The organism is Perlabentimonas gracilis (genome assembly GCF_011174675.1).
In the GTDB taxonomy this organism is placed as follows: domain Bacteria; phylum Bacteroidota; class Bacteroidia; order Bacteroidales; family Tenuifilaceae; genus Perlabentimonas; species Perlabentimonas gracilis.
In genome coordinates, this window is sequence record NZ_JAANIG010000003.1 from 161,350 (window position 1) to 185,403 (window position 24,054).

At 44.9% G+C, this 24,054-nt stretch carries 9 protein-coding genes; 4 read left to right on the forward strand and 5 right to left on the reverse strand.

Annotated features, from left to right (window positions below; genetic code table 11):
- Positions 1–73: 73 nt before the first annotated feature.
- A complete protein-coding gene (locus G8O23_RS02685) occupies positions 74–4,978 on the reverse strand; it encodes a lamin tail domain-containing protein (RefSeq protein WP_166361488.1) in 4,905 nt (1,634 codons plus the stop codon).
- Between the two features lie 986 nt (positions 4,979–5,964).
- Here G8O23_RS02685 and G8O23_RS02690 point away from each other — a divergent pair.
- Positions 5,965–6,801, forward strand: a complete 837-nt coding sequence (locus tag G8O23_RS02690; protein ID WP_166361490.1) for a BRO-N domain-containing protein — start codon at positions 5,965–5,967, stop codon at positions 6,799–6,801.
- A 926-nt stretch (positions 6,802–7,727) separates the two neighbouring features.
- Here the strand turns inward: G8O23_RS02690 and G8O23_RS17605 are convergent.
- The 4 genes from G8O23_RS17605 to G8O23_RS02710 form a co-directional block, all read right to left on the reverse strand.
- Positions 7,728–10,919, reverse strand: coding sequence for an InlB B-repeat-containing protein (locus G8O23_RS17605; protein ID WP_166361492.1), 3,192 nt, complete (start codon positions 10,917–10,919; stop codon positions 7,728–7,730).
- A 737-nt stretch (positions 10,920–11,656) separates the two neighbouring features.
- Positions 11,657–12,592 (reverse strand): AraC family transcriptional regulator, encoded by a 936-nt coding sequence (locus G8O23_RS02700; RefSeq protein ID WP_166361494.1) that lies wholly within the window; start codon positions 12,590–12,592, stop codon positions 11,657–11,659.
- Between the two features lie 215 nt (positions 12,593–12,807).
- The gene (locus G8O23_RS02705) at positions 12,808–14,964 is read right to left on the reverse strand and encodes an aldehyde ferredoxin oxidoreductase family protein (RefSeq protein WP_166361496.1); all 2,157 of its coding nucleotides are present in this window, start codon (positions 14,962–14,964) and stop codon (positions 12,808–12,810) included.
- A gap of 289 nt (positions 14,965–15,253) precedes the next feature.
- Positions 15,254–16,381 carry a helix-turn-helix domain-containing protein gene (locus G8O23_RS02710; protein WP_166361498.1) on the reverse strand — a complete coding sequence of 376 codons (1,128 nt, stop codon included), beginning with the start codon at positions 16,379–16,381 and terminating at the stop codon, positions 15,254–15,256.
- Positions 16,382–16,688: 307 nt separating this feature from the next.
- On the opposite strand from G8O23_RS02710, the gene G8O23_RS02715 reads away from it, so the two are divergent.
- The 3 genes from G8O23_RS02715 (at position 16,689) to G8O23_RS02725 (ending at position 23,727) form a co-directional block, all read left to right on the forward strand.
- Positions 16,689–18,638 carry an OmpA family protein gene (locus G8O23_RS02715; protein ID WP_166361500.1) on the forward strand — a complete coding sequence of 650 codons (1,950 nt, stop codon included), beginning with the start codon at positions 16,689–16,691 and terminating at the stop codon, positions 18,636–18,638.
- A 202-nt stretch (positions 18,639–18,840) separates the two neighbouring features.
- A complete protein-coding gene (locus tag G8O23_RS02720; protein ID WP_166361502.1) occupies positions 18,841–21,255 on the forward strand; it encodes an ABC transporter permease in 2,415 nt (804 codons plus the stop codon).
- A 117-nt stretch (positions 21,256–21,372) separates the two neighbouring features.
- Entirely contained in the window at positions 21,373–23,727 is a 2,355-nt protein-coding gene (locus G8O23_RS02725) for an ABC transporter permease (RefSeq protein WP_166361504.1), read from the forward strand.
- The last annotated feature ends 327 nt before the right edge of the window (positions 23,728–24,054 follow it).

The following is a 24,054-nucleotide window of genomic DNA, read 5'->3' on the forward strand; positions in this document are numbered from 1 at the left end:
AATATCAAAAAATCAATGGGCATAAAAAAAGGCTCCGAGCAACTCGGAGCCTTTCTATGGGGAGATGAACTAGCTATCGCTTAATTACCTTACGAACGGTACGCTCACCATCTTGTCCTTCGACTGAGATTAGGTAAACTCCGCTAGGCAGCTTCTCGGTTGGGATAGAAACCCTGCTATCGCCATGCAGCTGCATATTTACAACCTGCTGGCCAATAAGGTTTACTACCACAACGCGACGAGCGTTCTGTACATTATCAAGCCATAACGTATGGCTAAATGGGTTTGGATATGCATTGATGTTCTCCTCGGTAACCACACCAGCACTTGTTGCCAGCTCAATATCGCTAGCGTTACGCGGTGCTAACCTGTGCTCGCTGAAAGCAAACAGACCAAATCCGGTGATGTTGTACTTTTTGCCTACCTCAATAGTTGCTGGGTCAAAAGCATATAATCCTGGGTCAATTGAAAGAACACCACTGCCATCGTTCACCAAGAACCTTCCGTTACCCGGTGCATTATCGGTACACTCGGCATCCTCAACGCGAAGTAGCATACTCTGCCATTGGTAACCAGCGGGTTTGGCTGCAACCTCGGCTGTTGTAAGCAACTTAGGCGCAGGAACATCATTATCGCTAGTTATCACTTCAAACGTAGGATTAGTTATCTGCACAAAGTTATAGAAATGGTCAACCTTACCAGTTACTTGCACCTCATCGCCAATGGCTGGGTTTCCTGTAGCAGTATTTGTGTACACCATGATACCATTCCATGCTGTTACACCATCCTGAATAAAGAAACCTCGCTCATTACCACTGTAGAAATAAGCTCCGGTTACAATACCTTTGGTTGTAACCACCTCGCCTTGGTATGGGCTTAGGGCTGGATCCTCTGTGGTGTAACGCACCTCGTAGATGGTTAGGACAGAAATCTCTTCGATGGTAAAGGTTACAGAACGTGATACCTCGGGATTTAACACATCGCCATTATTATCAACAAGCCACATGGTTAGGGTGTACTCACCTAATGCCAAACCAGTTAGTTCAAAGTCATCGGTAGTTTTCAGTTCAACCTCGTCACCAGCATTTAGCTTGTAAACAACATAACCATCGTCTTCGCCACCAGAGTTATCACCTACCTGGAAGTTATACACAGCAAAGCTAACGGTTACTTTATCGTCATATAGTGTGCTACCATCGGCTGGAGACGTAATGCTAAGCGTTGGTTCATTACCATGCCATCCAATGAATGACAATTCATCAGCAGGATAAACTATCCACTCGCTATCGTCGGCATTGGTACCAGCCGATGCTGCCCAGTTGGTATTACCAATTGTGATATGAGCTTTACGAACTAACGTGTGATCCTGTGTAGCACCTTCCTCGCCAGCAACTGACCAAGCTGTGTTCTCAGTTTCAACGCCAATAACATCAATAAGAACAAGGTCTTCGCCGTCCTTCTTAAACAGACCTATTGCATCGTTACCCGTGAATGAAACAAGTCGGCAACCATCGCAATCGCTACCATAACTTAATGAAAGGTCCCCAACTGAGGTAATCTCTTCATCGGCCCCTGAATTATAGATAACATACACTTTACCTGCATCAAGTGTTCCGGTAAGAGGAAGAATATACTCTTTCATTTCAACACCGTCTCTAATGGCCCAACCTCCACCATTGTATGCTGCTTTTACTACATAGTTGGAAAGGTCGAGTGCGCTACTGGTTGGGTTATACAACTCGATTGCACGGTTGTTACCATTTTCCTTGCCCTCAATATACTCCGAAATAAACAGGTCTCCAACAGGCTCTTCCACAGTGGTAAAGGTCCATACTGTTTTATCGTCTAGGGCTGGAGTTTCATTGCCTGAAAGATCCTTAATAACACCTGCATCGGCAAGGATATAGTACTCGGTTTCGAATGCCAAGCCACTTACGTCAATAGTAAGCATATCGTTGTTGATGGTGAAATCCGTATCGGCAAAGCTCAACACCTCGGTATCGTCGGAAACCTTATTGATGGTGATATTACCAGTACCAGCCTCAATATCCTCATCGAATTTGATGCTAAGCGTAAAGCTAACGGGCACATCAACATCGTCCCATGCGGGATAGAACTCAACCCCCTCAGGAGACATATCATCTACCACGGTAAGCACCTCGGTGGTTTCGCGAGAGAAGGCAGCGTCGGTTGCATCTTCGATGCGAACGGTAAAGGTACCAAAATCGCCATTGGCCACGGTGTAGGTATATGTACCAAGGGTTGCATCTACTGGGGCATCCTCGTTAAGCAGAATGGCCTCGCCTCCATCACCTGTCTCAACCACATAGATATTAATATGGGCAATATTGGCTGCTGTCCATGTAAATTCAATATCATCCGCGGTATTGTATGTTGCAGGCAATGCAGGGCCGGTAATCTCCAGCTCGCGGTTCTCGCCTGTTATGGTAACCTTGTAGTAGGCAATGGTTCCATCCTCGGCGGTAACTTTAGCAACAACCACATCCTCATCGGCAAGCACCTGGGCTGAGTAGTTGGCTTCCTCTACCAGAGCTTCGTTAAGGTAAACCTCAACGCTAGCGGCATCGTCGGTTGCGGCAATGGCAATACCCTCGAAACCGGTAAAGTCGTCAACGTAAAGCGTTGCACCCTCGTCGGTATCGGGATCATCAACCAAAAGGCCTGTTCTTGGTAATACATTCAGACCACCAAGGGTAAAGGTGGTAAGTGAAGCGTCGTTAGATACATAAACCTTAACATCTACTTCGCCAATACCTATTTGCCTGCTAGAACCAGATGTTCCACCTCTTTCTGATGACCAAGAAAGAACGAAAACTTCATTATTCTGAATATTTAAACCAGAAATTACAGCCGAAACTGTTTTGTCAACTCCGTCGGCAGTAGAATAAGCAAGATCAGGAACAACTTCACCATTAAGCGTAACTGTCCACTCTGGGGGACGAGTCTCAGCTACTTTTTCAACCATCCCCAGATATGAAACATCAAGTTTTTCAATTGTTGCTCCAGTATTATTTAAAAGGGTAAGGGTTGTGGTTAGTACTCCGGTTGTTCCTGTATGCTGATATCCCAAAACATTAGCGTTTCCTCGGAAACCGCCAGCGGTTCCAGAACCCCAGTCTCCTTTATACTTATACTTGTCGGATGAACTTCCAGTAGCATCGAAACTCCATTCATCATCATTGCCATAAACGAGCAATTCTGTATCAGTAGCAAAAACAAAGTTGCTAAAATCTTGAGCATATGGAAGCCCTGGAGGTAAAGGTGAAACACTACCGCTAGCAGTAATCTCCTTAGCCGGGGCTGTACCACCCGATATGTTAATTATTTCGTTGCTATAGTCGCCAGCGGCGAGGCCACTCTTTAGCCTGATATAAACAGGGGTGCTAGAGAGCTCACCTGCGGTATATGGAACATCTACAGATGCGCTGTAAGTATTATCATCGGTTGATACCTCGAAGCTAGTACCTGTGGCATTAACCGCTATGTTCCCCTCAGCTGGGTCGAAGTTTTCACCATCTATGGCAACGGTTTGCGATGTGGAAGGCCCGTAGCCCAAAATGTACTTAAAGCCCGAAAGCACCTCGGTGTCAACGTTGAGCACAGGCAAAGAAGAGTCGTAAACATTGATATTATCGACACGCCAAGTGGCTGCTCCATTGGTTGTAGAGGTATACTTAAATCCTATGTGAACATTACTTTCAGCAGCATAAGCAGACAGGTCAATATTATCTACTGTAACAAAATCCCATGAACTACCACCCGCTCTATTTGTAATTGTTAATGGGACCCAAGTAGCATCATTGGGATTACCAACCCCTGAGTAGTCTGTAGAAACGAGAACTTCTTGACTAGATTCAGCGTGAGAATAATTAATCATCTCGTCAAAGACAAGCGCTATTTTAGTCAATCCTGTAAAGTCGAGCGCAGGAGTTATTAGCCAATCTTCATTAGCCAAATTTGTACCTGAATAACCTGACATATTTGCACTTCCTCCTGAATTCCAAGACCATAATTGATCGCCCAGTACTGAATATGTATAGCAATCGCTCAGATCAGCATCAAAAGTTTCTAAGTAAGGTAAGGCTGTGCTCTTTGGCCCAACTACGGTATAGCTCCGCTCGGTTGAAGTTGACGATTCGGCATCAGCATCCTCGGCGGTAATTATATAGTAAACAGTTGTGCCGTCAGTTTGGGAAGGGATATCCGTATCGGTAGTATAGGTATCCCCAACCCCCTTGCTCATGGCAATGGTTGTGCCATAATCACCTGTTGCGGTTCCCCACTTAAGTTCAACAGTCTCAATGGCTGCATCACCAGCGGTAACATCAGCAGATATTGAAACCGCATCAAGTGTTGTTACAGCGTTGGGGGTTCCTGTTGGGGTTTGGGTAATGTTAGAGATTGTCGGGGAGGTTGAAGGACCAGCATCTAGTTTATATAAATTCAATGTATTAGGACTAGCATATGGACGCCAATCTGCTTGATATATTGAAATAGCTCTTGAACCTCCACTGGTATGATTTGAAGCAAAAGTAAATGCTCCACCAGTAACACTTACAATGTATTCATGGCTTGATGTTTCATTAAAGGAAAAACCAGAAGTACTATTTGCAGTAATTTCGCAATACTTAGCTTGATCTTCATTATAAAGAGTGAAGCCATCAACAGTATTTCCAACAACTAACCACACAACTGCAACTGATGGATCAATAATTTTTGATTCAGATATAGTGATAGCAGTGTTACCCATTCTACCACTTGCAATTGTATTCGTTAATGCTCCATTATAGTCTCCATTAATGCCATGGAAAACATAATAAGTACCTGATTCAATTTCTTCAACAGTGGTAATTTGTTCAAAAGTACCAGTTCCTGAGTACTGCCCCCACCCCACTCCACTCCAGAGGAGCATGGTTGCAGCAAAGAATGTTGTTCTGAGTAGATGTTTTACTTTCATAGTCGTTAGGTTTAGTTAGTATTAAGTTAGGTATTGCATTTTGTAACATACTGCAGGGCAACTGTATATACCCGGTAAATATGTAGCTGCTTTTTAAAAAACCTCCCCAAAAAATTTATGGAAAGGGAGGTCAAGTTAGTTGGAATATTTTTAATAATCAAGTTGAGGAGAGCTAAATTATTGTTACGAATTTTGGGTAGCGTGTGGAACGGTGGCGGGTTACGGGTTAGACAGCTGCGGGTTAGATGGTTACAGGTTAGACGGTGGCGGGTTAAAAGACCTGACAGCCCTGCCTGTCGCTTGCTTACCCTGTCTAGAGGTCATAGCCGTCAAGCTAAGATCAATTTCAATTTATCTAAAGTCGTTTATATCCTTATTCACACCCTCGTAGAGGGTGCATAGCGATAGGGTATAGATTGCAAAGCCTTAAAGCACCCCGTGGGGGTGCAATATATATATCCGCAACCCTTATTGCGCATCTACGAAGCGCTAATTTATTTGAATCAATTTCTTCAATCGCTATGTGCCCTCTACGAGGGCTATTGTATTCATATTCTGCTCAATCCTATAGAAATATTTGTTTCTTTTGTATCCTTAGCTTGACGGCTATGGCCTAGAGGTAGGCGATAGCAGACAGGGTGCGTAGCACCCTGCCAAAGGAAAGAGCAGGCAGGCTGTCAGCGTCTCGTAAAGAAAGAATGAGTTGCAGGTTGGACGGTTACGGGGTTGGATGATCTGCTAAGGCAGGCAGGCTGTCAGCGTTGGGCCAAAAACAAGTTGGGAGAGGCGTTTTCTTAGAAAACAGGCAGGAAGTGTTTTTTATAACGTAGCAACCGAATCGTATCTTGCGAGTACGCCCCTGCCTGCGTGGTTCGCAATGACGATTGACCTTTTTGGTCAAGATGCGGATAAACACTATAAGTTGCTTTGACATTTCATTGAACTCATTGATATAAATCCTAAATTTGTGGTATAACACAAATCTTATGACAAAGGATACAGCAATAAAACTATTCAACGACAAGCAGATTAGAACAATTTGGGATGATGAGCAAGAAAAGTGGTATTTCTCAATTGTTGACGTCGTTGGAATTTTAACCGAAAGCCCAAACCCTCGAAAATATTGGAGTGTATTAAAATCAAGGTTAAAAAAAGAAGGAAGTCAGTTGACTACAAATTGTAGTCAACTGAAAATGCTTTCATCTGATGGAAAATACTACAAAACAGATGTTGCTGATACAGAACAACTTTTTAGACTAATTCAATCAATTCCTTCGCCTAAAGCTGAACCCTTTAAATTGTGGTTGGCAAAAGTTGGTAGGGAAAGAATTGACGAGATTGAAGACCCTGAAATAGGAATTGACAGACTTATGGAAACCTACTTGCGGAAAAGGTATTCTACATCTTGGATAAATCAACGACTTAAAAGCATTGAAGTTCGAAAAGAACTTACAGATGAATGGGATAAAAGGGGTGTAACAAAAGGACAGGAATACGCAATCTTAACCGATGATATAACAAAGGCTTGGAGTGGCTTAACAACGAAAGAATACAAGAACTTCAAGCAGTTAAAGAGAGAAAATTTGCGTGACCATATGACAAACCTTGAATTAGTACTGAATATGCTTGCGGAAGCGACCACAACTGAAATATCAAAAGAAAAGAAACCAAGAAATTTTAAAGAAAATCAAAAGATTGCAAAACAAGGTGGAACCATTGCAGGAAATACAAGAAAAGAAATTGAAGAGAAAACGGGGAAAAAAGTGGTTACAAGCCAAAATGCAAAAGAACTTATTGAACGAAAGAATAAAGAACTGGAATAATTAAGGCTAGCATACAACATAGGGTGTAGCCAACCTCAACACTTCTATCGTCGAGACAAGACACGGTGCTAACTGACAACGGAACTTCGCAGCTTCATCGCCCGTTTGGAGCGATTTCGGATGGGGAAAAGACCTGACAGCCCTGCCTGTCACTTGCTTACCCTGCCTAGGTAGGCGACAGCAGACAGGGTGCGAAGCACCTTCCAAAGGAAAGAGCAGGCAAGCTGTCAGCGTCTTGACGAGAAGAAATGAGTGGAGGGTTAGATGGTTGCGCGTTGGCGGGTTAAAAGACGCTGACAGCGTGCGTAGCACCTGTCAGCGTCTCGTAAAGAAAGAATGAGTTGCGGGTTAGACAGTTGCGAGTTAGAAGGTTACGGGTTGGAGGGTTGCGGGTTTAAAGACCTGACAGCGTGCGAAGCACCTGTCAGCGTCTGGAAAGGAGAAAATGAGTTACGGGTTGGATGGTTACGGGTTGAATGACCTGACAGCCCTGCCTGTCGCTTGCTTACCCTGCCTACCGAGGTAGGCGACAGCAGACAGGGTGGGAAGCACCCTGCCAAAGGAAAGAGCAGGCAGGCTGTCAGCGTCTTGACGAGAAGAAATGAGTGGAGGGTTAGACGATAGAAACTAAAATAATAGAGCCCTGCATTGAATGCAAGGCTCTATTAGGGATAAAAATAAGATAATTTACCAGTAGTATCCGACTAAGTATTTTGTAAAATGATAACAATGTTATAGATTTCTCGCTTCGCTCGAAATGACAGGCTGTTACGCTGTCAGGGTGAGGGGGTGAAGGCCGCTACGCCGCCTTCACCCCCCTTAGACCTCTTGAAAGTACTGTCATTTCGAGCGAAGCGAGACCACGAAGTAGCGCGAAGCTATATCCATATTTATTAGTCGGCCAGTAGTGATAATTTACGTAAGGGTTACATCTTCACCATACGGCGAACTACCCGCTGGCCGGTACTATCCTCTAGAATAACTAGGTAAACACCATCCCTTAGGCTGCTGGTATTGATGTGGGTTTCGCCGTTAAGGGTTACGGCCATCACCTGCTTACCTATAATATCGGTGATAATCACCCGCGCCGCCGACTCGGCATTGGCAATGCTTATGGTGTTGGTAAATGGGTTGGGGTAAACCCTTACGCCACCCAGCGCAAGCGAGGGCACGCTGGTTATCACCTCGAACTCCACGGTGACGTTGGTATTGGCATTGAGGCCAGTAAGGGTATAGGTAATGTCGGTATTGCCGGCAATTGGATCGTCGTTTACACTCCACTCCTTCACCCTGTACCCATCGTTGGGGCTGGCGGTAAAGATTATGGTGCTGCCCTCCTCCACCTCGTCGCCCGAAGCTATGCTAAAGGTATTTACCGTTGCGCCAAGGGTTCCGTTGGCATTACCATTTACCTCAACCACGCTAAACGATACGGTGTACATCACAGGAATCACCTCCTCGAACTCAACGGTTACGGTGGCATTATCGTCGAGACTTGGGATTGTGTATTCGTTGCTGGTGTTGCCCTCAACGGCTTCGCCATTGTGTACCCATTCCTTTACCCGGTAATGTGGTGCCGGATCGGCGCTAAACACAACCGTGCTGCCCACTGCAACCTCTTGTCCCGATACAATATCGAGCCCGTTGGCCGAAACAACCAGATTGCCAAGGCCTGCCTTAACCGAGAATGTAACCGAATATTTTTCCTCTTCCTCCTCCACAAACTCTACCGTAACCACCACATCGTATGACAATCCATTGATAGTGTACGTATTATCGGCAAACCCTGCTAATGGATCACCATTCAGGGTCCATACCTTTACCAGAAAACCTTCGTCGGGAGTGGCAACAAATTCAACTACGCTACCCTCCTCCACCTCGACGCCCGAAGAAATACCAACACCATTTGCTGTTGCGGTAAGAGTTCCGTTATCGCCCACAACGGAGAAGGTAACGGTAAAGGTCTCGGGTACTATTGGTTCGAACTCAACGGTCACCACCACATCGGCAGTAAGACTTGGTATGGTGTAGGTGTTGTCGGTAAACTCAGATAAGGGATCGCCATTTACAGTCCACTCCTTTATGGTGAAACCCACCTCTGGGGAAGCACTAAACACAATGGTGCTACCCGCCACAATATCATCGCCCGACGATATGGGATTATCGTCTGCTGTAGCCGTAAGGGTCCCATTGCTTCCCTCCACCGAAAACGTAACCGTGTATGTGTCGGGCTCAATGGGTTCGAACTCCACAGTAACCGTAACGTCAGCATCGACACTTGGCACAACCAGCTCGTTGGATGTATTGTCGGCAACCACCTCGCTATTGAGCGTCCACTGTTTCACTTGGTAGCCATCGGCTGGGGTTGCGGTAAACACAATCTCACTGCCAATATCAACACTACTGCCAGAAGTAATTTCAACATCGTCCACCTTGGCGGTAATCTCCCCTTCGCCGAGCTTGGAGAAGGTAACTTGGAAGGAAGGTATTAAGTCCACAACTTCGACAGTAAACGTAGCATCATCACCCTCATCGAAGGCAATAATAAAATTGAAGGCATTCCCCTCGACTGCTCCATCAAAAGCCGAAGACATTATGGTAAGGGTGTTATCTTGTAATGTGAAATCGCTGCCCAACGAGAGTGGAGATCCATCGAGAGTGACACTAGAAACTGAGGTAGCAACATTCCAAGTAATTGTGGTGGAAATATCCTTAGGATCGTAAAGATTGAACTGAGCAGTGGTGGGACTAATAGTAGCTGACTCGGGCAAGGTTATTGAAAAATCGCGGAAGCGAGTTCGCCCTGTACCACTCGTCATCTGCAATTTAAACCGGCCGCTTGTAACATTGTACACATCTGTTACATCAAGGGCAAAGTTATGGATCTCGTAGTCGGGATCCGAAGCGGTTACTTGGAATGTCTCAACCACATCATAATCGGCACCATCATTTGATGAGACTAATAATGATAGCTCTCGGCCCGAACCAGTGCCCCAAGTTGCAGTTGAAAACTCAAATTGAAGTATATCGTAAGGCGTAAAATCAATTGATGGTGATTCAACAAAGCCATTGATATCTATTTGCAGATAGGGTTCTGAAATCTCCTGAATAGTAGCATTTTCTATATGAAAACCTTGGTCAATTGCCAAATCGACATCAACCTGCGATCGAAAGTTATTTATATACGGAATAGTAAATGCCTCAACCACCCTACCTGAAAGCGATACTGTTTTAGCATCCTCCTCGGCTACACCACCGCCATAAACCTCGACATCTCCATTGAATTCGCCAACAGGAAGCCCCTGGGCTAGTCTAACCCAAATACTAATAGCACTACCATCATAATCGGTAAGGGTTAGGGATGAACCATATACGCCTACCTCACTTTCTGAAACCTCAAAATCTGTGGGTGCTGTAATGGTTACATCTGTTTCATCGAGGTTTGCGCCTGTAATTTCGAAAGGCTTAGGCTGAGAGGGCCCGTTACCAACAACATATGTCATAACAGTTATTGAGACAGGGTTAACATTTAAATACGGATCATCAGTAGTACCATACAAATGAATGTCATCAATGTTAATTTGCGCATCTCCTGCAATGTTTGTAAATTTAATTGTAAGGTTCTCAGCTGATGGAATTGTACCTTCAGTTACCTCAATTAACCTCCAGTTTGTTGTTCCAGAACCTGTTGGTTGGGGTGGAAAACCAAGCAAGTTAAAGTTTTCTCCATCTTCACTTACCTCAATTCTAAGGTGTGTTGCGTCTGATGCAACTGTAGACTTTCTTAGACCAAACTCAAGTTTTATATCAGAAAAATTTGATGTGTTGATGTTTGAAATTATAAGGGTTGGGTCACCTGCATTCGTAAGAAATATATTTCTATTACCACTTGCACCATCATATCCAGAGGATGAATTGGTAGTTCTTGAATCTCCTGTACCAGAAAAATTTAATTCAGGGTTATCAAAGTTAACTGCTGATATTGCTTTTGTACCTGTTTCAGGCTCATTAACATCCATTGTTTCTTTGAAAACACTTGTTTGCCCCCACCCCACTAAACTCCAAAGGAGCATCATGGAGGTAAAGAATGTTGTAGTGAGTAGATGTTTTACTTTCACAATTGCTAGGTTTAGTTAGTATTATGTTTGTGGACGTAATTTGCACTGCAAACCCTATCCGCATTGGTCTGCAATCGCCTTACAACATAAATGTTTTGCAAAATCGTTAAGGGAGGTCAATATATGGGGAATATTTTTTATAATCAAGAAGGGGGAGATAAATTTTGGTTGCGGGTTGAGGAGATGAGCGGTGAGCGGAGAGTGGTGAGTGGTGGGGGGCTTTTGGGTTTAAACGCTAAAGCGCAAAAACGCTAAGTGAAATAAATCCTCAGTGCGTCTCTGCGCCTTGGCGTGAGCTCTTTCTACAACGGCTTAACCAACACTCAGATATCCTCTGTGAACCTCATCAGCGGGGGTATTGTTGTGGTTGTTTTTAAACGCTAAAGCGCAAAAACGCTAAGAGAAATAAATCCTCAGTGCGTCTCTGCGCCTTGGCGTGAGCTCTTTCTACAACGGCTTAACCAACACTCAGATATCCTCTGTGAATCTCATCAGCGGGGGTATTGTTGTGGTTGGGTTTAAACGCTAAAGCGCAAAAACGCTAAGTGAAATAAATCCTCAGTGCGTCTCTGCGCCTTGGCGTGAGCTCTTTCTACAACGGCTTAACCAACACTCAGATATCCTCTGTGAATCTCATCAGCGGGGGTATTGTTGTGGTTGGGTTTAAACGCTAAAGCGCAAAAACGCTAAGTGAAATAAATCCTCAGTGCGTCTCTGCGCCTTGGAGTGAGTTCTTTCTACAACGGTTTCACTGGTACGCAGATATCCACTGTGAACCTACCATCCTTTGGCTCCTCGGGGTACATCTCGAAGCAGGGCTTGTCGTCAGGCTGGTAGCCACTGCCGGGGAACCACACCCCGTATAGCCACTGCCACGCCTCGCCAAACTGCGTGGCATCCACCACAAAGCGAGCAATAACGTACCTTGCGGCCTCGAGTTCCATCTTGCCCACCTCGCCATCGACCTTAGTGTCCGGCGGAACGGTGATGCACACGCTCATCCGCAGCTTATCCTCCACGGTGATGTTAGGATCGTCATGGTAAATAATCAACGATTTAAAATCGGGGCCACCGATCAGGTTCCGAGGGCCAGCCCAGGTGAAGAGTTGGTTCCACAGCCTTTCGAACAACTTATCGTCGCCCTGGTAGGGGCCAATGTGGCGGATGTAGGCCACTGTCATTTTTGGGAGATCCTTAATCTCCACGCTTTTGTTTAGCTCCATATTAGCTTTCCATTTAATTGTTTTGGATTCGAAACAAAAGTACGTGGATGGCCGCTCAGAAGCTTGCCGATTATTGCTATCCATTTGACTAAAATTGCTATCCTTGCCCTTTGCCTGTCGATACTGACTTGCCGATACCCCGAAGTAGCTCTTGAAATTGCGCGAAAAGATTGACAGATCGGTAAACCCAACCTTTTGGGCAATCTCCGAGATGCTCTCGTTAGCAGGCGATACAAGCAGCGTTGCAGCCCGCTCTACCCTAACACGGGTAATGAACTGGAATGGCGTTTCGCCCACCACGCCATAGAATATTCGGTTAAAATGGTATTTCGAGAAGTCGGCCACTCCAGCCAGCTCCTGCAGGGTGAATTGGTTGCCGAGGTTCGATTCGATGTAATCGAACGCCCTGTTTATTCGGGCGATATACTCATTTTGGGTAATGCTTGCCATGGGGGAAAAGGGTGTTCTTGATTAATATACAACGATAGCTTTTTGAATAAGCACAAAAACAGTTGTAGGTTTAACTATACTATTCTAATACACCTTCAGGTGGACCATAGTGATGGAGAATGACATTCGAAAGTTATCTCCCAGCCACAGGATAAAACTACAAAAAAACCCGACTGGGTTACACCAATCGGGTTTAAAAAACTATTTCGGCCAAACTACTGAAGTGGAGTAATCACCTCAATAAGCTCTGGAAGATCCATTTTGATGTTCTTAAGGTGCTCAATGGTTGGAACGCCATTGGGGGTCCATCCACGACGCTTGTACACTGCGTCAAGAAGCTGCTCGTAGCGATCCTCACGATACTTACGCATGGCGGTAATCTTCTCATCGGTGCTCATGTTGGTTGGGTCGATACCCACCAGTTCCTTAAGCTGCTTGTCGTAACGCTCCTGGCGGCTCTCGTACTCCTCGCGGGTAACAGGGCCAGCGGCACGGTATGGCTGTGCATCGTGCTTACGCAATCCGAATCCTCGGCGAATATTGAAGATACGCTGGAAGTTGTACACGCGCTCACTCTGGGTAATCATCTCCTCCTTGGAGAAAGGCTGTCCGGTTACACCTTTATATATCTCAACGTAGTTGTTTACGTGACCAGGAATTTTGTGCGGCTCGTCGTGCTCGGCGTTATCCTTTGGCACCACGTCGTTCCATGGCAGCTTGCAAAGCCCCTGCAGTCCGAACCAAGTACGGAACATTGGGAAGTAGTGAAGCGCCTCGGCCTTATCCTCGAACGAAGGCAGCTGGTTGTTCACCATGTCCATGAAGATAAGCCAAGCCTCGTCGTGCTGTGGGCCCTTGTTGGTCATGGCGTATCCGCCCTGCTGTGCAAGCGACTCTTTTGAAACGTACTGCGAGTACTCAAGCCCCTTGTTCTCCATTCCTATATCGTTAAGGAACTTCTCGTCGGCACCAAAGTGCTTAATGAAATGCTCCTTCATCTTGCGAACGCCCTGTCCAACGATTAAGCCAAAACCTTCGCCGCGAGCCAGCTGGTGCATAACCTCCATGGCATCCTCAAAGTTGCCGAAGTTAAGCTCCAGGCCACCGGTACGCTCCTTGTTAAGGATACCGTTCTCGTAGCACTCCATTACGAATGCCATACAAGTACCCCAAGTGATGGTGCAAATACCGTAGGTATCGCAGTAGAAGTTACCCTCGATAATCTGCTCGGGGTCAAAGATACCAAGGTTTGAACCCAAACCAGCAACGGTTTCGTACTCGGGACCATCAACAATAACGGCATCGCCTTTGTATGGGCCAGTTTTAAGCACAAAATCGTCTACCCCCTTGGCACAGCTCATGGCGCAGCCAATCCAGCAACCATCTGGAACGTTCTGGGTAAAGTACTTATCGCGGAAAATATCGCTGTGGATTTTTTGTCCGTCAACCGAGCTACCAAACTTAAAGTTGTGGGTTGGCAGCAGGTCGTAGTCGTTCATCACGTTGGCGATGTTAGCAGTACCCTTCTTACGCATTTGGCACTGGTGGTCGTCGAGCTCGCGCATCTCCTGCTGGTAGGTACGTCCCACGGCAGTAATCTTCTCAAGGTCGGCCACGTTGTTAAGGTTACCCTTCACGCCATCGACCTTAGCCACAATGGCTTTAATCTTCTTATCGCGCATAACGGTACCAATACCGCCCCTACCCGCTTGCTTTAGGCGGATTTTCTTACGCTTCACATCGTAGAAGGTGAAGTTTACCATACCAATTAGCGAGTGGTCGGCAGCAGCACCCATCGAAACGATACCGATGTTCTTGTAGTCTTTCTCATTATCGGCAAACACCTCCGATAGCTCCTCAGCAAGTATGTGAGAGTCGTTGGCAAAGCCAGGATCCTCGTAGATCTCAACATTATTGTTCTTGCCATCGATGTAAATAATTACATCCTTTTCGGCCTTGCCTTGCAGTTCAAGCGCATCGAAACCAGAGAACTTAAGGAATGGGCCAAAGAAGCCACCTACGTTCGAGTCCATTACAGAATCGGTTTGGGGCGAAAGGCTAACCAGTAGCGATTTACCAGCACCAGAGTACTGAGTAATACCCCCAATGGGGCCTGAGCTGATGATAACCTCGTTCTCAGGATCGTTCCACTTGGTGGTTGGGGTAGTAGCATCCCAAAGCAGGCGTAGGCCGTAGCCCTTGCCACCCACAAATTTCTCCTTCATCTGTGCTGGTACATCCTTCTCCTTAATAGCAGCATCGCCCACATTGATGTAAAGAATTTTGTCGGTATAGCCCCTGTAGAGCTCCTTTTTGTTGTATTGCCAAGCGTTCAACTTTTTGGCTTTGGCAAACAAATCCTTAGCATTCATACGCGGATATTTTTGTTAGTTAATAATTTTCAATCTCTTTATGTGGGTAAAGTTATGAAATAAAAGGCGGGTTGTAAAATGACGATTATCAATATGTAAGCCTTTGCATAATGGGTTTCTATGGGTTTTACCAGAGGCTGCGCAGGGGTTTTGAGCAAGGCACATCAATTACCCTCAACGATTGGCAAAATTTCGGCAAATGGCACCAAGCCGCTATATTGATGTTTAAAAACACAGTAACCAATGCTATTTGAGCCACCCCATAAGGTGCTGCAGTGCAAAAACCAATTTAGCTTTGCCCCATCTGCTTGCGGTATTGACCCACCGAAAGGCCCTCGCTAGACTGGAATGCTCGGTGCAGGGAGCTTGCCGAGCCAAAGCCTGCCAACTCGGCAATTTGCTGATTGGTAAGGTTTGGGTTACTTTGGATTAGCGCCTTGGCATGATTGATACGGTAAAAGTTTACATGCGCACAGAAGTTTCGGCCATACTCGGTATTGATAGCATTGGAAACGTATGTGCGGTTCGTTCCTAGCATGGAGCTAACATCCCATATTTTAAGGTCGGGGTTCTTGTAAACCTTTTCCTTCTCAAAAAGATTATCGAGCTTAGCCTTTATCCGCTGGGGAGGCTTCCCCTCATTGTTCAAGTCAGGGGCGTTTTCAATCTCGGTAAAAATTGCTCTCTGGCTGTTGCCCAGCAAGCCAACAAAGAAAAGCATTACGGTAAAAACAATGGAAGGGATTATTAGCAGGTAGGTGTTCTCAAGAAATGTGTTACGCCCCAACACGGCAAGGGCTGCGCTAGAGACAGAGGTTAGCGCAAAGCAGATGTTGAAAAACTGAAGCCAATTAAGCTTCCTATCCTCCATGTTGGAGTAGTAATCCTGTATTCTTAGGTTATTACTACGGATTAATGTAAAGCTATAGCCAAGGTAAAACACGGTTTGGAACAAAAAGGTAAGCCTACCAATTACGTACAGGATAAACATGGCCTCATGCATTGCGGTGGAGGGTCTTTTGCCCTGCACCAAAATATCGGAGATAAACTCAACACCATGCTCTTTGCCCATAGCGATATACCCAACACCGGTAAGTAAAAATAGTGTGAATGGTGCAATGAGAAACCTAAGGTGCTTCTTTATGCTAAAGTGGGAATCGACCGTAAGCAAACGCACATAGATGTGGTACATTGGGTACACCAACAGATAGGCAAGGGTATAAATGCTATCGAGATAGAAATAAACCTCTAGCTGCTGAGTAAAGTAGAAGTAGTGCGATATATACACCCATGAAGCCACAAGCATAAACCATCCCAAAAAAACCTTAGGCTGGTGCGCATCTCGCTTATAAGTATTAAGGACAATAGCCCAAAAAAGTGTGACGTAAATGGGATTGAGTAAAAGAATTTCGACCATGCTTTTTAAGAAAAACTGTTGATTTTATATCAAAGATAGCAAACCTTATCAAAATTAATAGATTTAAAGAACCGATCATCCCGCAATTTTTGACATTAACTTTTTACAAGCAATACCCATTGACTTCTTAACTATTGACTGCTTTTGATGTTAAGCAGTATGGGAATAAAAACTAAAATTTCATACTTTTGATGAGTCACAATTAATCTTACACCAATCTGTTATACCATAAAACTGTTTGTATTTTTTGGAATGCCGCTTGGTGTTGATAAGATTAAACGCACTATAAACCTTTGACTAAAAGCATATGCTTACAAATAGATATCACCAAAAAGTTGTTGTAATGCTACTGGCCATTTTGCTGGCCGGCAATAACGTTTTTGCACAATCGCAGGAGCTAAGCACCAAAAAGCGCAGAGCCATAAAGCAGTACGAACTATCGATGCAAGCGTACGACAGGTTTGAGTTTATCCAAGCCGAGGAGGCGCTGCTTAAGGCCATTGATATTGACAAGAATTTTATCGAAGCCCATCTATTCTTATCGCAGGTGTACCAAAGGATTAACCAGCTGGAGAAGGCCATTGAATACGGGGAGAAAGCCATTGCCATTAACCCTGAGTTTTTCCCTAACCTCTACTTTAGCCTGGGGGCTATGCTCATGAAGGTTCCCAATTACCCTAGGGCAAAACAACACCTAAGCAAATTTGTGGAGTACTCGTTTATACGTGAGGATATGCGTGAACTGGCCGAGCTGTACATAAAAAGCTGCGATTTTGCCCTAGAGGCCATAGCTAACCCCGTTCCCTTTGAACTCATCAATCTTGGGCCAAATGTTAATAGCACTCTCGACGAGTACTGGCCAAGCCTTTCGGCCTCGGAGAATACGTTGGTGATAACAGTTAAGAAACCTGTACCATTGCCAACAGGCGAACCGTCAGGCAGGCATCAGGAAGATTTTTACATAACTCACCGAAACGAGAAGGGAGAGTGGGAGCCCGTATCGAACATTGGGCCACCCATTAACACACCACACTTCAACGAGGGGGCACAATCGCTCACCGCCGATGGCAAAACTATGTACTACACCATTTGCCGAGGGTACTGCAACTTATACTTCAGCGAGCTGGACGATAATGGCCGATGGGGCAATCCTAAGTCGTTACCAAACCCCATAAACCTTCCGTACTCCAGCGAGAAGCAACCCTCCATTTCGCCCGATGGCAAAACGCTGTACTTTGTTAGCAACAGGAATACCGGAATGGGCGACTTTGATGTTTGGCGAGTTCATAAGCTGGACAGCAACAAGTGGGGAGATCCCGAGAATCTAGGCGATAGCATTAACACCAAGTACAACGAGCAATCGCCCTTTATTCATTTCGACAACCGAACGCTCTACTTCTCGTCGAATGGTAGAGTGGGCATGGGTGGACTGGACATCTTCATGTCGCAAATGATAAACGACTCCACCTGGAGCACACCTAAAAATCTTGGCTACCCCATCAACACGCATCGCGACGAGGATGGGCTAATTGTAAATGCCAAGGGCACCATGGCCTACTACTCGTCGGATATTAGCGCCGAGGCAGGAAGAGATATTTTTAAGTTTGAGATTCCTCAGGACATACGCCCCACCCCCACCTCGTACATCACCGGTACCATTACCGATGCGCGTAGCGGCTGGCCCATTAGGGCCAACTTTACCCTGGTGGATGTTGCCCGCGACAGCATTATCACCGAGGCGCAAGCCTCGAGCAGCGGCTCGTTCCTGCTCACCTTGCCCACCAATAGAAGCTACGCCATGTTTGCCTCGGCTCCCAACTACCTTTACCACTCGGAGCACTTCGACCTGTCGGGTATTTATAGCGCCGACGAACCCTACCGCAAGAATATTGAGCTAACACCAATCCGCATTGGGGGGATTATTGTTATGCGCAACGTGTTTTACGAAACCGACTCGTACCAGCTGAAAGGCGAATCGATTTCGGAGCTGAACAAACTTACCGAGCTGCTTAACCTTAACCCCACGCTCACCATTGAGGTGGGTGGCCATACCGACAATGTGGGTAGCGCCAGCTATAACCTCACCCTGTCCGACAACAGGGCCAAATCGGTAGCGCAATTCCTAATCGAAAAAGGCATTGATCCTGCCAGAATTACCTGGAAGGGTTATGGGCTTACCAAGCCCATTGGCGATAATGCCACCGAGGATGGACGAGCCGAAAACCGTAGGACAGAGATTAAGATAACTGGCATTTAAGCGCATCCCTAAAAAGCGGTGTGGCATAAGTTGATGTTTCTGTTAGTGAATGACGATAGCCATGTACAAATACGAACAAGGCTGTTCTGTTTTGAAACAAAAACAACATCACCCACAAAACAGCAAAAGTATATCTCGCTAACAATATGCAACTTACCGCTAGTGGTATGTGGTTTGATTGAAATGGACAAAAATGTTCATTATGCTAAAGAATTACCTCAAAACTGCGTTCAGGGCTATGTACCGCGACAAGTGGTACAGCCTAGTGAATATTGGCGGATTAGCTATTGGTATGTGCGTAGCCCTGCTGTTAGGGCTTTACGTAAAGTTCGAACTGAGTTTCGATAAATTTCATAAGGATTACGATAAGATTTATCGGCTGCACAATCACTTTACAAAACCCGATTTACAAGAAGAAAGGCTTCCTTGCACTCTCTACGAAACGGGAGAAGAGCTAATGAACCAAATGCCAGATATTGAAGGCTTAGCAAGACTATTCTTTGGGAGTAGTGGAGCAGTAAACATTAAGGGCGAGTCAAAGAGTTCGAAGGTAATGATATATACCGACTCCTCCTTTTTCACCCTTTTTAATTTCCCAATCGTACAGGGGAGCATCACCACTCCCATTGATGCACCTAATCAAATAGCTATATCGGAGAGGGTGGCCAATGAATGGTTTGGTAACGAGAATCCCATTGGGCAATCTGTAGAGATTTACACCTTAGATATAGACTCTGCAACCCGTTCGCTTTACAGAAAACCCCAGAGCTTAAATGTTAGCGCAGTTTTTTCCGATATTCCAAAAAACTCGCATATCAGGTTTGATGTGGTTACCAATTTTAGCACCATGTCTCAGCCTTTACTTAGAGGACAAGGCCAAGACTTTTTCACCTACGTCAAATTTTACAACTCGCCAACTAAAGAGATATTTGCTAAAATTGGGGAAATTAACGCCTCAATAATCGAACGAAACATTGGGAGCAGCAGGCCAAAGGAGCATACAAAAACGGTACTTATTCCGCTGCATAAAATCCACTTGGCAGCCAACTACCCTTACGACCAAGCAATAACCAGCAACTCGGTGTTTGTTCTTACCCTAGGTATAGTTGGAACGCTGGTGCTCATAATTGCCTCAATAAACTTTATCAACCTATCAACAGCAAGAGCAGATAAGCGTAAGCGTGAGGTAGGAATTCGAAAGTCGGTAGGTTCAAACCGGAGCCAAATCATTGTTCAGTTTATTGGCGAGTCAATTCTGACATCTCTTCTAGCGCTAGTTATCTCCCTCACACTTATAGAGCTACTTATTGTCCCCTTTAATAATCTTTTGAGCACCTCCTTATCGTTGGACTACAAGCAGAACATTGGTTATTTTGCTCTGGTAGTAAGCCTAGCAGTAATTGTGGGTATAATTGGTGGTTGCTACCCGTCGTTTTACGTATCTCGTTTCAAACCCATCACAATACTAAGAGGACTTTCGGAATCGGGGAAACCGAATCGTGTCTTCAAATCGACACTAATTATTTTACAATTTGGCATTGCAGCCCTTCTAATTTTTAGTTTGCTTGTCATAAACTCTCAAATGCAATTCATCAAGAAAAAGGATCTTGGGTTTGACAAGGAGAACTTGGTAATATTCTTTGGCGTAAACGAAAGCCTAATAGGCTCATATAAAGCTATTAAAGATGACATAAGTACTATACCTGGGGTTATCTCCGTTTCGGCGGCCCAAAGCTTACCCAGCGGAGGCAGTTTCAGCGGAATGAACCTATACCTGCAAGGAGCAGACCCAAGCTCTGCATTCAGCATTAAGGAGCTGCGAGTACAAGACAACTACATTGGAACAACAGGTATGCAGATTATCAGTGGGAGAGACTTTTTGCCAGATTCCCCTTCGGATAATGAGGGTTTTATAATAAACGAAACTGCCGCCAAAAGTCTTGGTTTAGATAACCCCATCGATGCCAGGGTGGTCATGTGGAAGCGACCGGGAAAAATTATTGGTGTAATCAAAGATTTTCATTTCGCTTCGCTTAGAGATAACATTGAACCACTAATTATAACAAGGTATAACCCCCGGATGCATAACTTCACCATAAGGATTGAAGACTCTAACAAGCAAGAGACCATAAGTAAAATTACGTCTATAATACAAAAGCACGAGCCAAACTACAAAAGCAGCTACGTATACCTAAGCGATTACCTTAATACTCAGTATGGAGCAGAGGAGAAGACCTTTAGGCTGATACTTTCGGCCTCGGCATTAGCATTATTGCTTTCGATGATTGGCCTTTATGCCCTATCGGCCTACTCACTAGCATGCCGAACCAAGGAGCTGGGGGTAAGAAAAATACTAGGAGCCTCGCTACCCACGCTGCTTAGGCTGCTACTAACCGACTCAACAAAATGGGTGCTAGTGGCAAATATAATTGCCCTGCCAATTGGATGGTACCTTGCCAAAGATTGGCTAAACGATTTTGCCTACAGAATCGATATTTCGCCATGGATTTTTATATCTGCTATCGTAAGCACCTACTTGATTGCAATGCTCACCATTGCTTGGCAGGTATTGCAAGCAGCCAGAACCAACCCGGTGAACGCGTTACGATATGAGTAAGCAAGTTGTAAGACACTTGCATTACAAGAGCAGTACAAGAGTGGAACTGGAAGAAAAACATTATTGATAGCTAAGTAAAGAGAATTATAAAAGTTAAACATTAAAACTAAATAAAGAATGTTCAAAAATTATATCATAGCAGCCCTTCGCAATCTGAAAAGGCATAAAGTTTTTTCTGCCATCAACATCCTAGGGCTTGCCGGTAGCATGGCCGTATTCATCATGATTACAATTTACGTTAGGCTGATTGCCGGTACCGATAAGTTTCACGAAAACCACCAGCGCATCTACCGCATTGAGCGGGAGCAAGTGCATAATATGGCTGCGCCAATAGGCCCATACCTAAAAGAACAGTTCCCCGAGGTAGAGGCCTATGTGAGGGCCGCTAAAACCCAATACAGCAGCAATCTTTTTAAGCATAACGACAAAACCGTTAAGTTTGAAAACATATGGCTGGTTGACTCAACATTTATTAACGTTTTCTCCTTCCCTCTCAAGCTTGGTAATCCCAAGCACGTTTTGTCCAACCCCGAGAGCATCGTTCTTTCAGCATCTGCTGCCAAACGGATATTTGGTGACGAAAACCCCATTGGCCAGTCTATTACCAGCGAAAATAGGTTTAACCTTCAGGTAACCGGGGTAATGGAAGATTTTCCAACCAATTCGAGCATTCAGGCTGAGGCACTTATTCCTTTCGATTTCTATAAGATTATGCGCAACAACCCCAAAGCGCTCGACAACTTTTACCAATGGAATTACAACACCCTGCTGCTAACGAAGCCAGGGGTGGATATTGAATCCTTGGAGGGAAAAATGAATGCCGATTTAAATGTATTTATCCGTAAAAACATCGAATTACCAAAGGACGATAAGGTAGAATTCATATTGACCCCTTTAACCGATATATACTTTAACATCTATAAGAACGATGATGATTTTAGGCACGGTAGCAGATCCAATATTACCATAGCCATAGGGGTTTCCCTAATAATTCTTTTATTGGCAATAATAAACTTCACCAACCTCAGCATTGCTCAGGCAACCTACCGCACAAAGGAAATTGGAATTCGCAAAACGATTGGCGCAAGCAAAAATTCATTGGTAAAACAGCACCTGCTTGAGAGTATTCTTACTGCTTACATCTCCACATTTATTGCGATAATACTTGTAGAGCAACTTATACATCTATTCTCATCGCTGGTTAATGTTAGCCTTAGCTTCAACATGTTCGACAGTGTAAATATTGCCATAGTTATAGTTGGCCCTTTACTTCTAGGCCTAATGGCAGGGAGTTACCCCGCATTCCATATCAGCTCCTTTAGTCCAAACGCAATTCTTTCGGGAGCCAAAACGGGAGGGCAAAAGGGCGAGAACTTTAGGAAAATACTAATATCCATTCAGTTTGCGGCCTCAGTAATCCTAATAGCCTTTACGCTGCATGTTAACCAACAGGTGAATCACCTCAACAATAGAGATTTGGGTATTGAGAGGGGAAATAAGCTATTCTTGGAGACCTCATCGGAAATGCTTCGAAACCGGGAGGCGTTTATAAACGATCTGCAAGCAAGTCCAATTATTAAATCTGCATCTTTCCACGCATCACCCCTTGGCAACTTCAATGAGGGCTGGAGTATGAGCCATAACGGACAAGATGTTAGCTTTAGAGTACAGCAAGCTGACTCCTCCTACTTCAAAACGTTAGGCATAAAATTTCTGCAAGGTAGGCCATTCAAAAACTATGAACCCTCAGATTCAGTTTACGAGGTGGTGATAAATAAACGTACTGTTGAACTTTACGGTTGGGATGAGCCTATTGGCACTACTTTACACTTTCTTCAAAATGCCACGCTCAGAGTTGTGGGGGTTGTTGATGATTTCCACTACGAATCGCTCCACAAGCCCATAGGGCCGATGATGATTGTGAATAGAGCTTCGCGTCAGCTGCTAACCATCAACTATCAAGCTGGGCAAACGCAGGAAACAATCCGGCTGGTTGAAGCAACCTGGAATAAATATGCCCCAAACAACCCATTAACATACAGCATACTATCCGACGACCTATCCAAACTTTACGCAGAGGAGGCTAGGCTTAAGCGACTGTTCCAAGGGTTTACCATAGTTGCAATCTTTATTGCCTGCATAGGGCTATTTGGGCTGGCTGCTTTTAGTATCAACAAGAAGATAAGGGAGATTGGCATTCGAAAGGTGTTGGGATCGACCAGCATTGGGGTTGTAGGTTTATTAAGCTGGCATTTCCTTAGGCTTATTCTTATCTCAACCGTAGTAGCGATACCCGTATCATGGTGGCTCATCGGAAAATGGATGCAAAACTTTATTGTATCGGCTGGACATTCTGCGATACTATATACGAGTTCCGCTTTGATGGTAATGATTGTAGCCATGGCAACCATTATTTACCATGCAATTAAGGCGGCCAATACAAACCCTGCCAGCGTGCTTAAGTACGAGTAAGATATGAAATGCGGATTACGCAGAACAGCAGATGTTTGCTGGTTATTAATCAATATCGTTTAGTTAGGCGCATTCGTCCAAATACAATGAGGATGTCTCAAAAGTCAAAAAGGTATTTAGTTTTTCTTTCACTAGTGTCCGACTAAGTCTTTTTTAAAATGATAATAATGTAATAGATTTCTCGCTTCGCTCGAAATGACAGACTGTTACGCTGTATGGGGTGAGGGGGTGAAGGCGGCTACGCCGCCTTCACCCCCTTAGACCTCTTGAAAGTACTGTCATTTCGAGCGAAGCGAGAAATCTATATTTATTAGTCGGTCAGTAGTG